Source organism: Mesorhizobium sp. M0571 (genome assembly GCF_040320985.1).
In the GTDB taxonomy this organism is placed as follows: domain Bacteria; phylum Pseudomonadota; class Alphaproteobacteria; order Rhizobiales; family Rhizobiaceae; genus Mesorhizobium.
Genome location: NZ_JAMYQT010000034.1, coordinates 34309 through 53175, shown reverse-complemented (window position 1 = coordinate 53175; position 18867 = coordinate 34309). Strand labels below are relative to the sequence as shown.

Sequence of the window (18867 nt, the reverse complement as noted above, 5' to 3'; positions counted from 1 at the left end):
GATCTCGGCGGGAAAGCGGTGGCGTTTGTAGCTGATGAGCGCGTCATTCATGGACCGGCGTCTACCCCAGCGACTCCTCACAAGAAGTTACCGTGACATCGCCTCCTTCGGCACACCTAGCCCTAAAGCAAAATAGTACAGTACAAACACACCAGCCCCGGTAAATAGCAACAGGATCATGATGCTTCCGGAAAGAGCGATTACCCTGCTAGTACTTCCCACCAACACTGTCGCCATCAGGGGCTTTCCATCTGAGCCTACTTTTGGAATCTTGTTGCCCATGGCGTCCTTTTCCATCACGGACAAAGAATCTTCCTCAGAAAGAGCTTCCCCAAGAGAAAATGTGGATTCTGAGACGGCCCGGCGAACATATCCAAAGCCCATCAACGCGAACAAGAAGACGGCGCCGATAACACCGTAGACAAGCCAGATGTTTGGTGCTGGAACCGGTACATCTTGGGCAAGAGCTGTCTCTGAACCTTGCAACAAAGCCACAAACGAACAAACCACAGCAGTAAGCTGCCGCATTCACCGCCCCCCGACAATATTTCTTCGCAGCTGAACCGTACACTGGGGTGGCTACAATAGCAACCCCCATGCAGCAGCTATAGTTTCTTCGACCTTCGCTATTGCGTTGTCTGACCTTCCTCGAATAGGTTTGCTTGATAGAGACGACATAGACGGGGGGCGTCATGGAATCGGGCTTTGTCTCAATCGATGCGTTTCAATTTCTTGATGTTCGCGCGCCTAGGCCGGATCGCGATAGTCGCCACCAATATGTTGTAGACCGGCGGATATTGGGTTTTCCGGAAACTTCCTTCGAGACAGTTCTGAAGGGATTGGCCCAGGCGAAGCCTGCCACCTATCAAGTTGACCAGGTGGCTGCGGCCAGTCTGCCGAACCTCGCGCGAAACGTGATGAACTTGAGCGGGGGATATCTGGATGCCGTTAATGAATACGAGGAAATACTGTTATCCAAACAGACATCTCCCGAGATGGTTCTGGCGAAATTCAATGCTTTCCTCACCGCACATAAGGGGGCGGCGAATGACGCTAACTATTTAATTACGCCTGCCTCCAAGGCTTGGGATTTGTATCTGGCGTCGGCAATCCTATCGATATATGGAACAGTGACCGACCCCACCTTCCTCAGTACAGTTTCATCCGCACTGCGTATCGCAGCAGCGATTTTCGCCCTTCAAAAACAGGCGGATGATCCGCCAAATCTAGCCGCATTTGCTGTCGCATCAATTGCGATAGGGACGGACCTCATTGACACGAACCACATACGCAGTCTGAAGCCAATCGCCCCGCTACCGGCCGGGGATACCTCCGCTCGCGAACTGCAAAACAGCTTGCTCGGAAAGCTGCTGGCCGCCGAGTTGGCGCTCAAGGAGCTCAGGCGAGCTTTGATAGACGGAATCGCGATAATCGTGGCGGCCCCGGCTCCTATAGCGCCGGTCCCTGCGGCACCATTGCCGGGAGGCATCGCCATAGTGCCGGCTGGTGACGTCGCGATGTCCAAGACCGCCAAGTTTGATACAGCGACCATTCCGAACACGTCGCTCAGCCCGTCCACCAGGGCGCTATTGGTTTCGGACTTTAGCGCGGTCCAGGGCGCAAACAATGTAGAGAACGTGGATATTGTCCGGACGATCGCCAAGCTGGACCAGCGTGTGATCGATATCGGGCGCACGACGTTCGGCTTGGGAAGCGTCGACGCTATTGGCACCATAAGCAGCCAGATGAATATTCTCGCGGAGGAACTGGCAAGGTCGGGAAATATACCGACAGCGAAGATTGCAACATTGCCGCTGGCACTAGCGCCTCCAAATTTCGCGCGCCCAGGCGGAATCGGATCGCTTGCCGTCAATGCCAACGTTCGCCCCCTGGGTGTCGGAGACCTGAAAACCGTAAAGCAGAATTTGCTTCGTTATGAAGCTGGCGAGGTGGGGCACGTTGAAAATGTCCTTCAGGGGCAGCAGAAAGAACGGTTACACTCTGTAAAGCAGAAAACAGAAGAAACGATAACATACGAACAGGAAAAGTCTGTATCTACTGAAAAAGACCTTCAGACAACTGATCGATTCGAAATGAAGGATGAGTCGTCCTCGGCAATATCTGACAAACGCCAGAACGAAGCCGGCGTCACTGTATCCGCGTCATACGGCGCGGTTTCTATTTCCGCTAACACCAAATTTTCGGACAGTTCGTCTCACGAACAGAGCAGTAAGATATCCAGAACTTTTGCCAGAGAAGTTGTCAACAGGTCTGTCGAAAAGGTCCAGCAACGCGTTCGTGAGGAGAGAATACGGAAGACAACTTTGGAGATCGAGGAGACGAATCGCCACACTCTTTCTGCTCAAAATAAAAATGTAGTTGGGGTATATCGCTGGATTGACAAGTGCTATGGGGCCCAGGTCAATGTTTATGGCAAACGACTTATGCTAGAGTTTCTTGTGCCAGAACCTGCAGCACTTTATCTTTATAGCCAGACAATCAAGTCAACCGATCCAAACGCCGTGCTTGAACCTGAGCCCCTGATAATCAAGTCCAATCAAATCACCCGGTCGAATTACACGGGTATTGCGAGCAAGTACGGTGCTGAGGTCGAGAACCCTCCTCCATCGATACAATTGGCAAGATTTGCGACGCGAACAAATGCAGATACTGCCAAAACGGCTCTTACCCTGGCTGACGGTTGGATTGCGACTTATGCCGGCCCAGGCGCCACTTGGTTGGGTACGGCGGGCAGCAGTCTTTACGTGCACATTGGGGACGAGATCTGGGACTCGAACGACGCGAATTGGCCGATGCGATCCCTGTCTTATGCCTCGAGTGGTGAAATTCCGCTCATGGTCACCCCCTTCCGCGCCACCACCTATAATGTCAATGCGACAGTGGTGTCGGTTCCCAGCGATTTCCTGTTCGAGCAGTGGCAACTGAGCACCTACAAGGCGATCTTGGAGGCTTACCGCTTACGCGTCTCTGAGTATCAGGATTATTTGCGGTCGCGGCGCCCCTCAGAGACGGTGATGACTTTGAAGCCCGACAAAGAGGCACGGGACATCGAGCGGCGTGAACTTCAGCGCGCCTCGATTGAAATATTGACGCTGCAGCACTTTGCCGGAATGGGAGCGGTAGTAAATAATCCGTCGACTGACTGGCCGGAGATCGACTACGCGGCTGCTCGCAACCAAGGCGACTATGCGCTCTTCTTTCAACAGAGCTTCGAGTGGGAGCAGATGACGTATGTTTTTTATCCATACTTCTGGGCTCGCCAAAGCGAATGGAAACAAAAACTCTCAGCGGACGGCGGTGACGCCTTGTTCTCGAGGTTCCTGAATGCCGGCTTTGCGAGGGTGGTATTGCCGGTTCGTCCGGCCCACGAAGGGGACGTGCTGTATTATCTGGAGACTGGGGTTCGTTGGGGCGGAACCGAGCCTCCCATACTCGGCGAACCAAAGTTTGTTAACATAATCGACGAGATCAAAGAGAGCTTAGATGCGCCCGATTCAGGTGTACCTGACGGTGATCCATGGCAATTCAAAATACCGACCTCCCTGGTGATACTCGATGAGAACGGCAAACTGCCTGAATGGCCCGTGGCGTTTCCTGCCTCGAAAGTCTTCGTACCGTCCGATGAAACTTGTAGTGGCGTCCCGTACAACGCGGCGCAGTGGCCAAACGCCGCTCCGATTGCCGACGCCATTCGAAAGTTGGGTTACGCTATACCTCAGACGGGAGACCCGGAAAAGCACTTAAAGGAGTCGAAATCCATCCTTCGCGCAATGCAAGTCCGGTTCAATCAGCTGGGTGCAGAACCTCTCTTGGGTCGCCCCCTTAAGATAGATGGAATCGTCGGACCTTGCACCCTGCGGGCACTCACCCACTTTGACGCGATGCGCAGCGCGGGTTCGTGGCCAGGCGTCTGAGCTGGGCAAGGTGATCACATGCGGAGGCACACAATTTGTGTTGGGGTGGATTACGAATTTGGGGGAGCGCCGTTTGCAGAGTTTGCCGGGAAACGGCGTGAAGGGATCCTGGCGGGAAAGAAGCGTGGCGAAGACCTCGTCATAGATGTCTTTGATGTGCGGAAAGGAACGCGACAGACCACTGAAGTTCGATGGTCAAATGGAAAATATGCAGTTGTAAACTCAGACCCAAAGAAGATTTTCGCTCCGGTTTCTAGAAAATCGTACCGATCGGAGCAGACAAAGGACCCAGTGACAGGTCTCTTAAAAACCCATTATTACTTTCTCGACGGCCAGCCGGACGTGATGTCGATCGTAGACATCTACAAACACATATATGCCATTGCGGACAAAAATCCTGGCACGCTTCAGGAGGTCAGCATATTTTCGCATGGCTGGCATGGCGGCCCCATACTTGTTAACAGCTTCGATGACCTTAGGGAGGATGCGAACGATCCGTCGCGGCAGTCAGGAATACGCGATCCCGACGACAAAGATGGCCGGGCTGGCAAGGACTTCATCAGCCCTACGATGTCGCCAACACAAGCCAAGCTGTTTGCAAAGGCTTTTACAACAACGGGCTATTTTTGGATTTGGGGGTGTAATTTTCCGAATGCAGTGAATAAATTTCTGTCGAAAGTAGAGCGATCTTATTCGAGTATTAAGGAAACAGATGTGGTCAAACTGTCGAATTTGACCAAAGAGGAGATTGAGGCAACAGTTCAACTGTCGTCGTATCTTGAATTTGATCCGCAAAATCTGATTAAAACAAGGAGCTTAAAAATTCCGTTCCCTGTTCTAAAAAAATCACTTTGGGCAATTTTGGCGCAATCTTATCCCTTTCGCTTGGCGGCTGCGACTGGGGTGACAGGAATTGGCGCTTTGGTGGGCACTTATGCAGAATACTACCAGGGCGATCCGCCGATTATGGCAGTGAGTTCTAGGACATGGAAACATGTGGAGTTTTACAAGAAGTATTTGAATATAGAGGTAGATGCGGAAGGTCGACGTTACGGCATTTACTCATCGAGTATGCTCAATTCGTTCTAGTGCATCGATGACCTGAGACCCTGAACTTCCTCCAGATTTGGTAGAGTCCGTCGACCAAGGAGACGGACGATGCGACCCTCACGGTTCACGAAAGAACAGATCATCGGAATGCTGAAGGACAGGAGGCCGGTGCGAAGACGCCGGATGTCTGCCGCAATAACGGCATCTCGGCAGCGACTTTCTATAGGTTCAAAGCGAAGTTCGGCTGCATGAGGTGTCGGACGCACGTCGCCTGAAGGCTCTAGAGGACGAGAACTTCCGGCTGAACAAGCTGCTTGCCGAGCAGTTGCTGGACAACGCGATCCTGAAGGATGTCGCCGCAAAAAAACGGTGACATCCGATGGGAAGCGGAAGGCGGTGGTTCATGCCTGCGAGGTGCATGGGCGAGCCAGCGTCGGGCGTGCCAGGCCTTCAAGATCGACCGTTCGACGGTGCGCTATACCCAACCGTGCGGACGATGAACCGTTGCGCGAGGCGATGAAGGCCGTCGCAGCGGAGCGACGGCAATTCGGCTACTCGCTACGATGGTGGATGGCGTGGTGTCGAGCGCGTTCGTCATGGACGTTGCTCCTTGGCCATCACCCGGGCGACGGCGTCGTAGAAGGCCAGCGGGCGCTGAGCGACCCTGTCGCCCGAGCCATGAAGAATGACCTCGTCGTTCCTCAGTCTTTGTCGGCGCTTGTGGACGTGGATGTTGCGATGACCCGGCTCGACATGACGCTGGTGCCGGCCTTCGAGAATAGGATGGGCGGCAATCAGTGCGCCGTCCTCGAAGATGCGCAACTCTTCGGCCAGCGTGTGTACCTCGACGACACGGCGCCTGGTGGCGTCGGGCACGCTGTAGAAATTGCCGCCGACGCTGACCATGCCCTCCCGGCTGATACGTCGCTCGAGCTTTAGGACCGATCGGAACGGAGCCAAAGGCAGCGGCCGCAGCGCGGCCCGCTCCTCGGCGAAAGCTTCGTTGACAACACGCCTTGTGGTGGCGTGAACCCTCGGGTTTGCGACCGTGTCCAGCCAATGACGCAACTGGGCGTTCAGGTCTTCGAGATTGCGAAAGGACCGGGCCAGGAAGAAGTCCTCGCGAATGTAGCGGAACGGCCGCTCGACCTTGCCTTTCGTTTTGGCGCGGTAAGGCCGACACGCCTTGGGATGGAAACCATAGTGGCGGGCAAGATCGACGAGGGCACGGTTATAGACGATGCCGCTGGTATCGCCTTCGCCGATCACAGCCGTCTTCATACGGTCGTAAAGCACTTCGCGAGGAGCGCCGCCCAGCGCCTCGAAAGCCCCAGCATGGCAGCGCAAGACAGTCGGCAGATCCTGGTGGACGACGAAGCGTGCCCAGATAAGGCGACTGAAGCCAAGCACCATGGAGAATAGCCAGACGATTCTCGGCGTGGTCGGCTCATCGGTAAAGACGACATTGAACTGGGCGAAGTCGACCTGCGCCTGCTCGCCGGGCGGGGTCTCGAAGCGAACCTCGTATCCACGCTCCGCCCGCGGCAGGACGGACGTCGCGCAGGAAGTCGGTGACGGCCGTGTAGCCGCCGCCATAGCCGAGGTCCTTCAGTTCCCGGAAAAGCCGGCTGCCGGTGAGTCCGGGATATCGCGTGACGCGTTCGCGAAGATAGGCCGTGAAGGGATCGATCACCGCCTGACGCGGCTTGCGTGGTCCGTAGGCCGGAGCCTCGAGCCCGCGCGCAATGTATTTGCGCACCGTCTTGCGGTCGATCCCGCTCTCCCTGGCGATCGCCGACACCGACAGGCCCTGCCGATGCAAATCCAGTATCATCATCATCTCCCCGATCTTGATCACCGAAATCCCTCTCCCGACCATCAGGAGAAGCATCAACGATTACGCGCCGCCGGTCTCCCGGAGCGCGCTCCGGAAGACCGGCGGCAGCGCTATACTGGGGAAGATTCAAACAGCACTTCTGGGGAGTATTGAGCTGGCATCGACAAGGGGCTCTACCGCTGCTCGGGTTTCATCTTCAGGCTGCGACGCAAGATCGCCTCGGACGGCCCTGGGCCGATGACTCTGAAATTTCGCAGCGGCGACTGGCTGAAGGCGGGTGCCCAGTCATTCCAGGCGAGGTCGGGCGGCGGAATCAAGTTCGAGGAAGATGTCAAGGCGCGCCCGGCTGCGGGCGGTCTTCAGTTCATCCCCCTGTTCAGCCGATCGGCCGACATGAAGACGGACCAGGCGCCTACAACTGTCGGCGAATGCCTCACTTGCTACAAAGAATTGGGGCCGGACACATTCCCCGATCCCTCCGTGGATCTGGCGCTCGTCCGCGGTTTCGAGGCCGCGAGGAGGTTTTTGAAGGCGCGGAACTGCGGCTGTCCGACGGGGTCGACGGCGAATGCGCGTTCATCCTGTGGTCCCGCTCGGGCGGCGATCCCGAGGAGACGGTCGCGGCCGAGTTCAGCGCCCGCTACGAATTCAAGGGTAAGGGCCGGTCGGCCAATGTCGCCGCCCGAGCCTGGAGCGCGTTCGCCGCGCTCTGCGCAAACGGCGATTGGGCCGACCCGTCGGCAAGCACGAAGAGACGTCCTTCGTCGACGAAGAAGCCTGAGGACATCGGGCGAGCCGGTCACCGCTCACCAGTCGCAGAAGCTCTGGTTGTTCTTTACAGGAACGGAACTCGAGTTCTGCAGAACGTCCAGCAGGAAACCCAAATCCGAGACCGTACGACTTTCCTCGACCTCGCAATCGGCGAGCGGAGTTGAAGCGTTGGTTCGTCTCTTCGTCGCCGTCACGGATGGATCCTGGTTCGATATGTTCGGAGCGTCCGCACCGGAAACGTCAGCAAGATTTCCGCTGATCTCGGCATAGATGAGCGAAGCAGAGCCGGCTTTTACACCATTCCTCGCGTTTACGGAGCTTGCCAAGCTCAAGGACCTGACCTGGCGCCTGGAATGCGCGTCACCATCAGCCCGCCCTCGGGTTGCGGTCGTCTCTGAAAGGCCTTTCGGCGATGAACGAGGCGTGCTCGTCGGGGTCGTCTCGGCAGCCGAGCTGTCGCGCTATCTTGCCCAGGTGGGCAACGACCTTTGGAAGACTCCTTTCGTCCTCGTCGGGCGCGAGCGTGTGCTCGCCCGCCCTGCACTCGCCAAACGCGAAGCGGCGGCCGGCTCCGGCCGGAGCATCGATGGTCTGCAAGGTCCTCTGTTCCAAGTCGATCTAACCGAGATCGTAATGCATGAAGCTGACGAGCCAAATGCCGTCGTCGATCTCCTTGATTCCCAGCCTCTGACCGGCGAGCACGGTCGAGACGTTGATCTTCTTCCTGTGCATGCAGATGCGGCCGCAAGCGGTAACCAGGATGTCGCGGTCGTGGAAGGGGTATTCCAGTTCCGGCAGGCCGTCGTAGGCTCTTGAGGACGGCGTGTAGAGCTCGGCCGGGGTGCGCATGGCGAGCGCCTCGTGTGGCCTTTCCTCATTGAATTCGCTGATGAAAGCGTCGAACCTCGCCTGCTGCTGGAGAATGTTCATGCCGGGCGGCCTGGTCGTCTCTTTCTTTGCCTGGTCGTCTCTTTCTTTAAGGTCAGATGCATGCGCTCGTGGCGGCCGTTCTGTTGCGGGTTGCCCGGCTGGATGCGCTCGATGACGATGCCGAGCCTGAGCCAGAACACCGACAGGCGCGAGAGATTGTAGAGGCCGTTAGGCGAAGCGAAAGGGAGCCCGTTGTCGGAGCGGATGGCGGCGGGCAGGCCGCGCTCCCTGAACAGCCGCACGAAGGCCTCGATGACCGGCGTCTCCTTTGTCGATTCAAGCGCTTCGCAGGCGAGCACATAGCGCGAGATCTGGTCGGTGACCGTCAGGGGGTAACAGTAGCTACCGTTGCCGAGCCTGAACTCCCCCTTGAAGTCGGTGCACCACAGATCGTTAGGGGCGGCGGCTTGCGACAATGGCGTGCCCACGGCCTTGCTCGCCCGGTTCCTCTTGCGGGCCTGGCTCACAAGGCCGTGACGGTCGAGCACGGCATGCACGGTGCTTTTGGCCGGGATACGCACATCACCGGCGAGCTTCCTGACCAGCAAGTCCCTGATCTTGCGAGCGCCCCAATGCGGCTTCTCGCGCTTGGTCTCGACGATCAGCCGCTCGATCTGCTCGGGCAACTGGTTGGCGTACCTCACCGGCCGCCGCGAGCGGTCGCAAAGCGCCTCCAGCCCTTCCTCCCTATAGCGGTTGAAGATCTTGTAGCCAGTCTTGCGCGAAATCCCGAAATCCCGGCACACATCGCTCATGCCTTCTCCCTCGAGAAGGCGGGCAACGAAACGTAGACGTTCCTCCATCACCGAACACTCTCTCCACGGCATCAACACCTCCGGCCAAAAGCCAAAAGTGTTACCCATGTGTCCGGTACAAAACGTCACCTATGTCTCCGGCCGCGCATCTCCGACTATGGCCCCGTCCCCTGTACCGTAGGCTTCCATTATCCTGGCATCGAAACGCGTCGTCAGCGGTGGACCGCGGTGGTATCGGCATCGGCGGCTTGGCGCTTGCGCTCGCCATCGCAATCCTAGTTGGTCGGGACCTGGGGCAGCCGATGCTCGGTCTCGCCCAGGCGGCAGCAGGCGTCGAAGCACTCGATTTCGCCGGCGCCTGGCACGCTGCCGTGAGGTCCTGTGTGGGAGATCAATCAGGCGGCCGGAGCCGAGCGCATGGCCGAAGGCCTTGGCTGGGTTTGAGACCTACCTGCCGAACACTGGTACGCCGCCGGTCCAGGCTTCCCAGCTTAGCTGTGGGCTGGCGGTTCTGCTCTAAGCAGGGCGATACAAGGACGCAACGTAGCTTTTATCGCTATCGGATAGGCCGAAACCCGGGTGTGTCTCCTTGCCCTGAAGGAACAAGCCTTCCGGAAACGTATAGTTCATAATAGAAAATGGATCATACGGACGAGACCCCGGGTACGTCGCCTTCCCAAGTACATTCCTAAAAATTACCTCTGTCGACCATCCGGCTGTCGTTTTATAGTAATCCAATACCGCAGCCTCATTAAAAATAGTGCCAGCCGAAGGATTCTGAAATTCGTGGGCCAGACCGAGGGTGTGTCCAAATTCGTGTAGGGCTACTTGCGTTGCAATATTAGAGTCTTGCGTTTCTGCGAGAGTCCCATAGTTGAGAGTCGGCTGGTCTATCCGTATGCCCAGAGCATCGGTCCCAATGTATGACCAAGACCCTGGTTCTTTAAATGAGATTCTGACTTCTGCTTCGTTTGACTCGACCTCAGTGATTTTCAAGTTAACGTTCTGCTTCCATTGGTCAATCGCAGCCCTGACAATCACCTTGTCCTTCTCTGCGCCGTCGAGAAAGTGGAACCCCACTGTCGATCCATTCGCCCATAGTTTGCCGCGAGCAGCATTGATCCCGCGTTCTTCTCTCCCCTCTTTTGCCGCAACCGCTTCGCCGGGACCAAGCTTGGGAAACTCGTTCACGAGCCCTATGGCGAGCTCTTTCTGCCCGCGGATGAAGATGATTAGTTGTTTTACTTCGCTTACATTCTTCTGTGTCTCATCCCTATGAACAATGATCTCTTTCTCCAAACTTTCGACCCGCTTAAAAGTAGTTTCGATGTCGACTAACTTTTGATCAAGAGCTAATTTAGATTTTTCAATCTCAAGGAGTGCTTCCTGACTCGCAATTTTAGCTTCGGCAGATTTCTCGCTCGCGTCCTTTATATCTACGGCATACAAATACACGCCAACAAGTACAAAAACAGCCAGCACTGCGCCGACGAACTTTGAGAATCGGATAAGGCCTTTATCCATAACAAAGACGGTGGTACCGGAAGGATCCGGAGTCGAATCGAACGACGTTTGACAGTGGGGGCACTTGCGGGCCCCGGCCTTGAAGTCTTCCATGCAATAGGGGCAATTTGGCATCGTGGGCTCAAAAGAAGTGGCAGTCCGACATCCCCTGATGGTCGGCTTGTTGAGCTAGGCCGATATTGCCCAGGTGATGGAACGCGCTGACAATAGCAGACGCCGGGGCCCCCCGATAGCCATGGGTGCGTCACGTCACCGGATCCGCCTTCGTTCGGACGGCGGAAAGGAGCGCTGCGCATTCGCCGATGCCGAGTCGACGCCTACGAATGCGGATATGTCTCCAATCATCTGCCTTCTCCTGTTCAAACGGGCAGCTACTATGCTCGCCCTGTTCTGGCGCTCGAAGGCGCAACTCCCCACGGGGCGTCGGTCGCAGCCAATCCATCGGGGCACTCGGCCCCTCTAGGCGCTCACCGCGCTGGATCACCAGGTGCCTCCCGACAAATCGGCCCGCGGGCTCACCATAGACGCACCGCAGGGAGCATCATGATTGGAACAGGGATCACCCGCCCGAAGTCGAAGCCGAGGGTCGGCGCCGATCCGCGTATGCGAATCCGCGTCGATCCTGCACGGAGCGCGGCCCTGGCGGCGCGGAGCAAGGACGGAGAGACCGATTTTCTCCTTGTAGGAGACCTTTGCACAGAAGCCGAACGATGATTCTGTTGCGGTGGTCGAAGCAGGGAGATTCGGGATGGCGGATCGTGTTTTGGGTCAGTTGAGTCTGGCGGACGGTCTGGCGGACGGTCTGGCGGCACCGGACGAGACGATTTTCGACTTGGTATCGAAGGAACTGAATTGGGCGCCGATCCGAACATTGCTGGGTCAGCGCAGCGGTCCCGGCTCGGGCAACACCAGCTATCCGGCGGAACCGCTGGTGCGCCGTCTTTTGCTGGGCATGTGGCATGGGCTGAGCGATCCGGCGCTTGAAGCCGGTCTATCGCAAAGCTCCGTTCGGCAATCTCACGCTCAGTGCCGATATCGAAAAGGAGATCAGTGCCAGCCGTCGACGCGGCTGGCGACATCGGAAAGGGAGGATGCACTTATGAGGGCAAGAAACCGAAGGCTCATAAGGACAAGCGAAATACCAGCGTTCATTGATGAGGTGATCAAGGCGGGCTGCGATATCTGCGCTGTCGGCCACGATAAATACGTCATCGGGGACGCCGACCTATCACCGAGTGAATTGAAATGTGCGTTGCCGGAGCTGAAGCGGATCGAACAGACCTACGGCGATCGAGATTTCTTGATACGAGAGATCTCCGCCTATTTACGCTCGATTGGCCGCTATCTCGAGGTTGGTTCGTCAGCGAAGCACTGGTCGGAGAATGCGAAAACTCGCCAATGATCGCGCGGGGAAATGGGCCGGATGCGGTGACCTTGCCCCTCTGATCTAATCCGGTTTGAAGTTCGTTCTGGCCCATCGAGAGGACCAGGACATGAAACGTAGCCGCCTCTCTGAAGAGCAGATCATCGGAATTTTGAAGGAACACGAGGCCGGGGTGTCGGTTGCCGATCTGTGCCGCAAGCACGGGGTCAGCGACGCCTCGATCTACAACTGGAAGGCCCGCTTCGGCGGGATGGATATCTCCGAGGCTCGGCGACTTAAGGCGCTGGAGGACGAGAACACGCGGCTAAAGCGGCTTCTGGCCGACGCGATGCTCGACAATGCCGCGTTGAAGGATCTTGTGGGAAAGAAATGGTGACGCCCGCGGCCAAGCGGAAAGCTGTCGCTCGCCTGAAGGAAGGCTTCGGGATGAGCGAACGGCGGGCGTGTAAAGCCATCGGCTGTTGCCGCATGACGGTTCGCTACGAGACCAGCAGACCGGACGACCGCGAGGTTCGCGAGCGGATGAAGGCGATCGCGCAGGAGCGTCGCCGGTTCGGCTACCGGCGTCTTCTCGTGATGCTGAGGCGGGAGGGCCTGGTCGTGAACCACAAGAAGCTGTTCCGGCTCTATCGGGAGGAGAGGCTCGCCGTTCGCCGCCGTGGCGGCCGCAAACGGGCGATCGGGACCAGGGCGCCGATGCTGGTGCCGCTGAGGCCCGACGAGCGCTGGTCGCTCGACTTCGTATCGGACCAACTCACCGACGGGCGCCGCTTCCGCATCATGGCCGTCGTCGACGACTGCACGAGAGAGTGCCTGGCACTCATCGTTGATACGTCTCTCTCGGGCATGCGACACAAGCGAAATCCTCGACCTGATCGCCGCCCAGATGAAGGTCATCGAGATCGCCCGGTTCAAGAAATCCTGTCGCTGCTGCGAAAAGATGGTGCAGTTGCCCGCGCCCAGCCGCCCGATACCAGGCAGCATGGCTGGCGCCGGCCTTCTGGCTTACATCCTGGTCTCGAAGTTCGACGATCACCTGCCATTGTATCGCCTGAACGAAATCTTCGCCCGCATGGGTGCCGACATCCCCGACAGTACGCTGGTCGATTGGTGCGGTCGCGCAATGCAGGTGCTTCAGCCCCTGATCGAGCGGATCGGAACCGTGATCATGGCCAGCGACCTTCTCCATGCTGACGATACCCCGATCCGGGTGCTGGATCGCTCCATGCAGGACAAAGGGCTGGGGAAAGGCGTAAAGAAAGGCAGGATCTGGACATATGTCCGCGATCAACGCCCGTGGGCGGGCGGCGCTCCGCCTGGCGCGGTCTACTACTTTGCTCCGGACTGGAAGGAAGACCACGTCCTCCGCCACCTCAGGCAGACAAGCGGCATTCTCCAAGCTGACGGCTACAAAGGCTATGGCAAGCTTTATGAGCCTGGAGCCGATGGAACATCCCGCTTCCGAGAAGCGGCATGCTGGGCGCATTGGCGACGCGACTTCCATGATATCTGGACCTCGAACAAATCCGAGATCGCACGCGAGGCTCTCGACCGTATCGGTGCGCTTTATGACATCGAGCACGGCATTGCGGGTCAGCCTGCCGATACCCGCCTTGCCGCACGTCAGAAGCATAGCAAACCAAAGATCGGAGCATTCCGTGTCTGGATCGAAACGCAACTGACCCGCATTCCGGGCAAGAGCGATTTGGCAAAAGCCTTCCGTTATGGCCTGAGCCGCTGGCCATCATTCTGCCTGTTCCTCGAAGACGGCCGCGTCGCCATGGACAACAATGCCGCCGAGCGAGCCCTGCGCCCGATTGGCATCTCGGGGTCATTCTGCCCATGTTGGGCAGGAGGTCGAGGTCCATTACCGTTGGCACCCGTATTTCGGACGTCGGCTTCGCTGCGAGAACAGCGAAGAGCGCGCCAACGGCCGGATCATTCATCTCGTCGTCGCGCCCGGCCATGTCATTACCGCTCCGGCCTGGGTGATCGATCCCGTGGCTTGCGCGGCGATGGATTTGGGCTCCCCGCGCGTATCGCTTGCCGCGCTGCTTGAGCTTCACAAGCTCTTGATCGAACGCCGTTTCCGGCGAGGCTCTCCGGATGATTTCACCATCGCGGAGGCGCAACATGAGAAGCCTGCTACCCCCGACACGATCTCTCGTGGTCGTTCGCCAACTCAGCTTGCCGCTCGACTCGCAGAAGCTGAACGGGCTGAGTTCAGCGCAACGGACCATAGTGATCGCCCGGCTCGCCAACGTATTGATGGCCGCCGCCGGCGTGGCAACGGAGGAGGAGAGCTGCGATGACGAGCGGTAATCTGATTCCGACTGCCGTCCTCAAGCGCAAGGCCGTCGTCTATGTGCGTCAGTCCACTCAGGCGCAGGTTCAGCTCAACCTTGAGAGCCAGCGTCGGCAATATGAGCTTGTCGACGTCGCGCGGCGCTGGGGATTCCGCAAAGTAGAGGTGATCGACGAGGATCTGGGACGAACCGCAAGCGGGGCTGTGGAACGTCCCGGTTTCGAGCGCCTGGTCGACGATCTGTGCACCGGCCATGTGGGCGCCGTGCTTTGCCTGGAGGCGTCCCGCCTGTCGCGCAACGGGCCGGACTGGCATCGGCTGCTAGAGTTGTGCGGCGAAGTCGATGCACGCGTGATCGATCTGGACGGAGTCTACGATCCGGGGTTGCCGAACGACCGCCTGCTGCTCGGTATGAAGGGCAGCATCAGCGAGTTCGAGCTCGGCGTGCTGCGTGCCCGCATGTACGAGGCCGCCCGCGCCAAGGCACAGCGCGGGGAACTGCGCATCTCCGTGCCCTTCGGCTATGTCTGGCACCGCGATTACGGTCTCGGGTTCGATCCCGACATGCGCCTGCAGGAGACCATTCGCCTGATATTCGCGCGCTTCCGCGAACTCGGCAGTGCGCGCCAGGTCCTGATCTCGATGATCGACGATGGCGTGCATTTTCCCAGACCCTCCGACGGCAAGAAGATGGTGTCCTTCGACTGGGTTCCGATCCGCTACCGCAACGTGATCTCGATCCTGAAGAACCCATTCTACGCCGGCGCCTATGTCTATGGTAAGAGCGAGAAGCGCACTGAGATCGTCGATGGCCGCGTTCGCAAGAGCTATGGCCATTACAAGCCGGCTAGCGAGTGGGCGGTGGTGCTCAAGGACCATCACGAAGGCTACATCGGATGGAGCGAGTACGAACGGAACCAGGAACTGCTCGCGGCCAACGCTTATGGCAAAGCCGGCGGCGTCAAGTCGGGCCGCGGCGGTCGCGCGCTGCTCCCGGGTCTCATCTCTTGTGGTCGATGCGGGCGAAGACTGGTTGTCATGTATGCCGGACGCGGCCAAGGTTATCCGGTATATCGCTGCGAGCGCGGCAACCTCATGATGGCACAGGCGCGATGCATGTCGTTCAACGGCTTTCGCACCGACGCGGCGGTGACCCGCGAAGCGCTGGAGGCGGTTGCGCCGATGGCGATCGAAGCGGCGTTGGAGGCTGAACGGATGCAGCTGGAGAGCGAGGCCAGGCGCCGGCAGATGATCGAGCTGGACCTGCAGCAGGCGCGCTACGAGGCATCGCTCGCCGAGCGCCGCTATGCGGCCTGCGACCCGGAGAACCGGCTTATTGCGGCCCAGCTCGAGAGGAGTTGGGAAGCCACGCTCAGGCGCGTGGCGACCTGCGAGGCCCGGCTGAGCGAAGTCCAGCGTGTGGACCCTGTCGACGGGGTTCCGGACTTCACGGGCCTCGCCCACGATCTCAAGGCCACCTGGAATGCGCCGGGTGTCGACATGCGCTGTCGTCAGCAACTGCTGCGCGCGCTCATCAAGGACATCGTGGCGGATGTCGATGACGATGCGCGCGACGTGATCTTGACCATCCACTGGCATGGAGGCCAGCACTCGCGGGTACGGGTTCGCAAGCCCAAATCCGGAGAGCATGGCCAGCGTACGCCTGAGGAGGCTCTGGCGATCATGCGATCCATGGCAACCCGGTGGTCGGATGCCGAAATCGCTGCCACACTCAACCGCATGGGCATGCAGACCGGTCAGGGGAAAGACCTGGACCGCGCGTCGCGTCCAATCGTTGCGCACGGTGCACAAGATCAGCGGCTATCGCTCGTCCGACAAGAATGGCGAGTGGCTCACTATGTCGGATGCGGCCGCGAAGCTCGGCGTGTCGCACGTCAAAATCCGCCGGTTCATCAGGGATGGCCTCTTACCCGCCGAGCAGGTCATGCGCGGCGCGCCCTACCAGATCCGCGCCAGCGACCTCGAAGACGAACGGATCAAGGCCGAACTGGCGCGCAATACTCCGCGTCGCATCCACGACGACAACCAGGAATCGCTGTTTTCCGCCATTTGAAAAGGAGGTGCATAATGAATCAGTCTTCGCAATTACCCGAAAGAACAGCCTCTTCGCAGGCAGCGACGGCGGCGGACGGACATGGGCCACCATCGCCACGCTGCTGACCACCGCCAAGATGAACCAGGTCGATCCGCACGCCTGGCTCACCCAGACCCTCGAGCGCATCGCCAACGGCTGGCCAAACAGCGATATCGAGGCGCTCATGCCTTGGAACTACCAGCGCTAAACGGCATCAGCTACGCGCTTACATCTGGTCGGCGGACTCAGCGAACTGATAACGACTCTGATCGAACTAGGCCCGGAAGGGGAAGAAGTCATCGCCAAGTACAGCCGCAGACGGCAGTCCCGAAGCGCAGCACATAATTTAGACGGATTGAGCTTCGCCCCACACGGGTTCCTCGAATACCTCGAACGGATTGCTGCAGGGGAAGCCACGCTGGAAGACTTGCATGGCATTCGGATACAGTTGGATTCCACCGAAGAGTCAATTGAATTCCATCTCGACCAACTTAGCGCCTATCGCGAAAAGCTGCGGGAGGCGCGAGGCATGGTAGCTTCTGAAAAACTCGACACCATCATGTATGATCGGTTTGGCAAGGACCGGCTGCGACAAATGCTCTCCGAGCTTGCCCAAACTGAGGACAACACAGACCCGAGATCGGATGCGACAGTAGCTCGGGCAAAGGAAATATTGGCTGCCGTGAAGCAGCTGAATATTCAAATCGCCGAGCTCCACGACATGATCTTGGAGCCGATCCAGCAGGCAGATTGATACCCTTGTCACGCACCTTTGGAAATGGCTTCACGCGGACATCCGCCAGGCTAGGTGCAGGTCGAGTTGCGTGTCATCTTGCTGGCTATCTTATGGGACAATCGGTGATCGACGCCCCAAAATGTCCCGGATTACGGGCAGATACCTTTGCACCTGTTCCCGATCGCTATTCTTTTCATCCTCGTCGAGCTGGTCGTAGGGAAGTGCAATCAATCGTTCCCACTGGGCCACCAAATTGGGCGGTATCAACAAGCTTCCGTCAGTCTGCATGGAGCACTTAGAATGCATATATCTTTGCCAGTGCGACCATCGATCGTGCTCGATCGCGGCCAGTTTTTCAAAAATAGACGACAGCTGGGCGTCGATATCATCCTTGTTCATCGTTAAATCCTTGCTCGCTTCTTACTGCCGGGTCACTTCTTCTTCCACCTAACAGGTCTAGGCCCGTTCGGTCGTGGGCGAGAAACATGCGAACCAAAGCATTCGTTTTATACAATAATGCGGACCCTTCCTTCGCACAGAGGGTAGCCCACATGCTCAGAGTGGACGGCTCGGACAAGTATCTGGATGCGGTGACGATGCCACATCGAGGATGGTCCGGAACGGCGACCGGCTGATGGCGCGAATGAGCGAGTGTCAGCAAACTCGCGGCCGCATTTACCCACACCAAGGATTCGTGGATCTGAGGAGATCGGCGTGGGGTTGGAGAAGGGATGAGGTTGCGGGCCGGCGCTTTTTCCGACCTCACTGCAAACAAGTATTTGGACTCGGTCAATATTCGGGAGCCGTTGCCGCTTCCGGATCCGGAATCGGCATAGCGTCGAAACTCTTGGTGCCCGGTTGCTTGGTGCTCGTTTTGCATTCCTTGCTGTCAGTCGAAGAGTCTTGGAGGATCGCCCCGGCGTTTGTAGGCGGCACGAACATAACCGCCCCATTGATCGAGCAGGGCGCGGCACTCCTGACCGTTGATGAAAGACGGACCATCCGCGAGACTAAACTCTGGCAGGTATAGGCCGGTTACGCCACGCTCCAAAACGCCCTCGGCTAGAACTCCTTCTTCCTTAAGGATCAGAATGGGCAATCCCAATTGAAAAGCCATCGCAGGCTCAATCTGGCAATATGGACTTGTGAACCAGACGTTGCGGTCGTCCCGTTCTGCGAAGCCCGGTAAATCGGCTGAAGGATACTTCTTCACTGCCGATGCGTGAGTACGCCGAAAAGCGACCGAAACTAGGCCGCAGCAATGAGTTAGCAGCCGTCGAATTCCTACAAGCGGAGCATCGTAGTCGTAGCTACTGCTGGCCGGTCCCATCGTAATGGGATCAAAACCGCGTTTCATCAGTTCGTCAGTGAATTGCGCAACGAAGCGTTCCTGAGTCGCAAGATGCGGTGTAGGTCGGCTGACGAAAACGGGGACTTTCACTAGTCGCCTCCAAACCAGTCGCGCATATTCGCAACTTACTGCGCTAGCACCTAAAGTAGCCATGCCGAGTCGCGCACGAAGATCCGATCGAGGTTCGCATCCAG

11 protein-coding genes and 7 pseudogenes are annotated in these 18867 nt (G+C 58.0%); 10 read left to right on the top strand and 8 right to left on the bottom strand.

The window, feature by feature from the left end; genetic code table 11:
* Window positions 1-87: 87 nt before the first annotated feature.
* Window positions 88-528 (bottom strand): hypothetical protein, encoded by a 441-nt coding sequence (locus NKI85_RS28090; RefSeq protein WP_352779307.1) that lies wholly within the window; start codon window positions 526-528, stop codon window positions 88-90.
* 164 nt (window positions 529-692) lie between these two features.
* Between NKI85_RS28090 and NKI85_RS28085 the strand changes: the two genes are divergently transcribed.
* Both NKI85_RS28085 and NKI85_RS28080 read left to right on the top strand, forming a co-directional pair.
* Window positions 693-3935: a hypothetical protein gene (locus tag NKI85_RS28085; RefSeq protein ID WP_352779304.1), complete on the top strand. Its 3243-nt coding sequence runs from the start codon at window positions 693-695 to the stop codon at window positions 3933-3935.
* Between the two features lie 18 nt (window positions 3936-3953).
* Entirely contained in the window at window positions 3954-5024 is a 1071-nt protein-coding gene (locus NKI85_RS28080; protein WP_352779301.1) for a hypothetical protein, read from the top strand.
* A gap of 555 nt (window positions 5025-5579) precedes the next feature.
* Here the strand turns inward: NKI85_RS28080 and istA are convergent.
* The 5 genes and pseudogenes from istA to NKI85_RS28055 all read right to left on the bottom strand — a co-directional run bounded on the left by istA (window position 5580) and on the right by NKI85_RS28055 (window position 10895).
* Window positions 5580-6843 (bottom strand): annotated as a pseudogene (gene istA / locus NKI85_RS28075) (IS21 family transposase).
* Between the two features lie 785 nt (window positions 6844-7628).
* Entirely contained in the window at window positions 7629-7925 is a 297-nt protein-coding gene (locus NKI85_RS28070) for a hypothetical protein (RefSeq protein WP_352779298.1), read from the bottom strand.
* A 34-nt stretch (window positions 7926-7959) separates the two neighbouring features.
* Window positions 7960-8190 carry a hypothetical protein gene (locus tag NKI85_RS28065; protein ID WP_352779295.1) on the bottom strand — a complete coding sequence of 77 codons (231 nt, stop codon included), beginning with the start codon at window positions 8188-8190 and terminating at the stop codon, window positions 7960-7962.
* Window positions 8191-8211: 21 nt separating this feature from the next.
* Window positions 8212-9350 (bottom strand): annotated as a pseudogene (locus NKI85_RS28060) (helix-turn-helix domain-containing protein).
* A 444-nt stretch (window positions 9351-9794) separates the two neighbouring features.
* Window positions 9795-10895, bottom strand: a complete 1101-nt coding sequence (locus NKI85_RS28055) for a M12 family metallopeptidase (RefSeq protein ID WP_352779292.1) — start codon at window positions 10893-10895, stop codon at window positions 9795-9797.
* A gap of 655 nt (window positions 10896-11550) precedes the next feature.
* Here NKI85_RS28055 and NKI85_RS37995 point away from each other — a divergent pair.
* The 8 genes and pseudogenes from NKI85_RS37995 to NKI85_RS28020 form a co-directional block, all read left to right on the top strand.
* A pseudogene (locus NKI85_RS37995) lies at window positions 11551-11790 on the top strand (transposase); the annotation flags it as partial.
* A 111-nt stretch (window positions 11791-11901) separates the two neighbouring features.
* Window positions 11902-12204 (top strand): Y4lK-related protein, encoded by a 303-nt coding sequence (locus NKI85_RS28050; protein ID WP_352779310.1) that lies wholly within the window; start codon window positions 11902-11904, stop codon window positions 12202-12204.
* A 91-nt stretch (window positions 12205-12295) separates the two neighbouring features.
* A pseudogene (locus NKI85_RS28045) lies at window positions 12296-13047 on the top strand (IS3 family transposase); the annotation flags it as partial.
* A pseudogene (tnpC, locus tag NKI85_RS28040) lies at window positions 13037-14011 on the top strand (IS66 family transposase); the annotation flags it as partial. The pseudogenes NKI85_RS28045 and tnpC, both read left to right, overlap by 11 nt.
* 308 nt (window positions 14012-14319) lie before the next feature.
* Window positions 14320-14508, top strand: coding sequence for a hypothetical protein (locus NKI85_RS28035; protein ID WP_352779289.1), 189 nt, complete (start codon window positions 14320-14322; stop codon window positions 14506-14508).
* Window positions 14495-16565: pseudogene (locus NKI85_RS28030) on the top strand (recombinase family protein). The gene NKI85_RS28035 and the pseudogene NKI85_RS28030 overlap by 14 nt, the downstream one beginning before the upstream one ends.
* A gap of 28 nt (window positions 16566-16593) precedes the next feature.
* Window positions 16594-16794: pseudogene (locus NKI85_RS28025) on the top strand (transposase domain-containing protein); the annotation flags it as partial.
* 147 nt (window positions 16795-16941) lie between these two features.
* Entirely contained in the window at window positions 16942-17340 is a 399-nt protein-coding gene (locus tag NKI85_RS28020) for a hypothetical protein (RefSeq protein ID WP_352779286.1), read from the top strand.
* A gap of 90 nt (window positions 17341-17430) precedes the next feature.
* Here NKI85_RS28020 and NKI85_RS28015 read toward each other — a convergent pair whose 3' ends face one another.
* Together NKI85_RS28015 and NKI85_RS28010 are read right to left on the bottom strand one after the other, a co-directional pair.
* Window positions 17431-17721, bottom strand: coding sequence for a hypothetical protein (locus NKI85_RS28015; protein ID WP_352779283.1), 291 nt, complete (start codon window positions 17719-17721; stop codon window positions 17431-17433).
* Between the two features lie 490 nt (window positions 17722-18211).
* Window positions 18212-18763 (bottom strand): hypothetical protein, encoded by a 552-nt coding sequence (locus NKI85_RS28010; protein WP_352779280.1) that lies wholly within the window; start codon window positions 18761-18763, stop codon window positions 18212-18214.
* Between the last annotated feature and the right edge of the window lie 104 nt (window positions 18764-18867).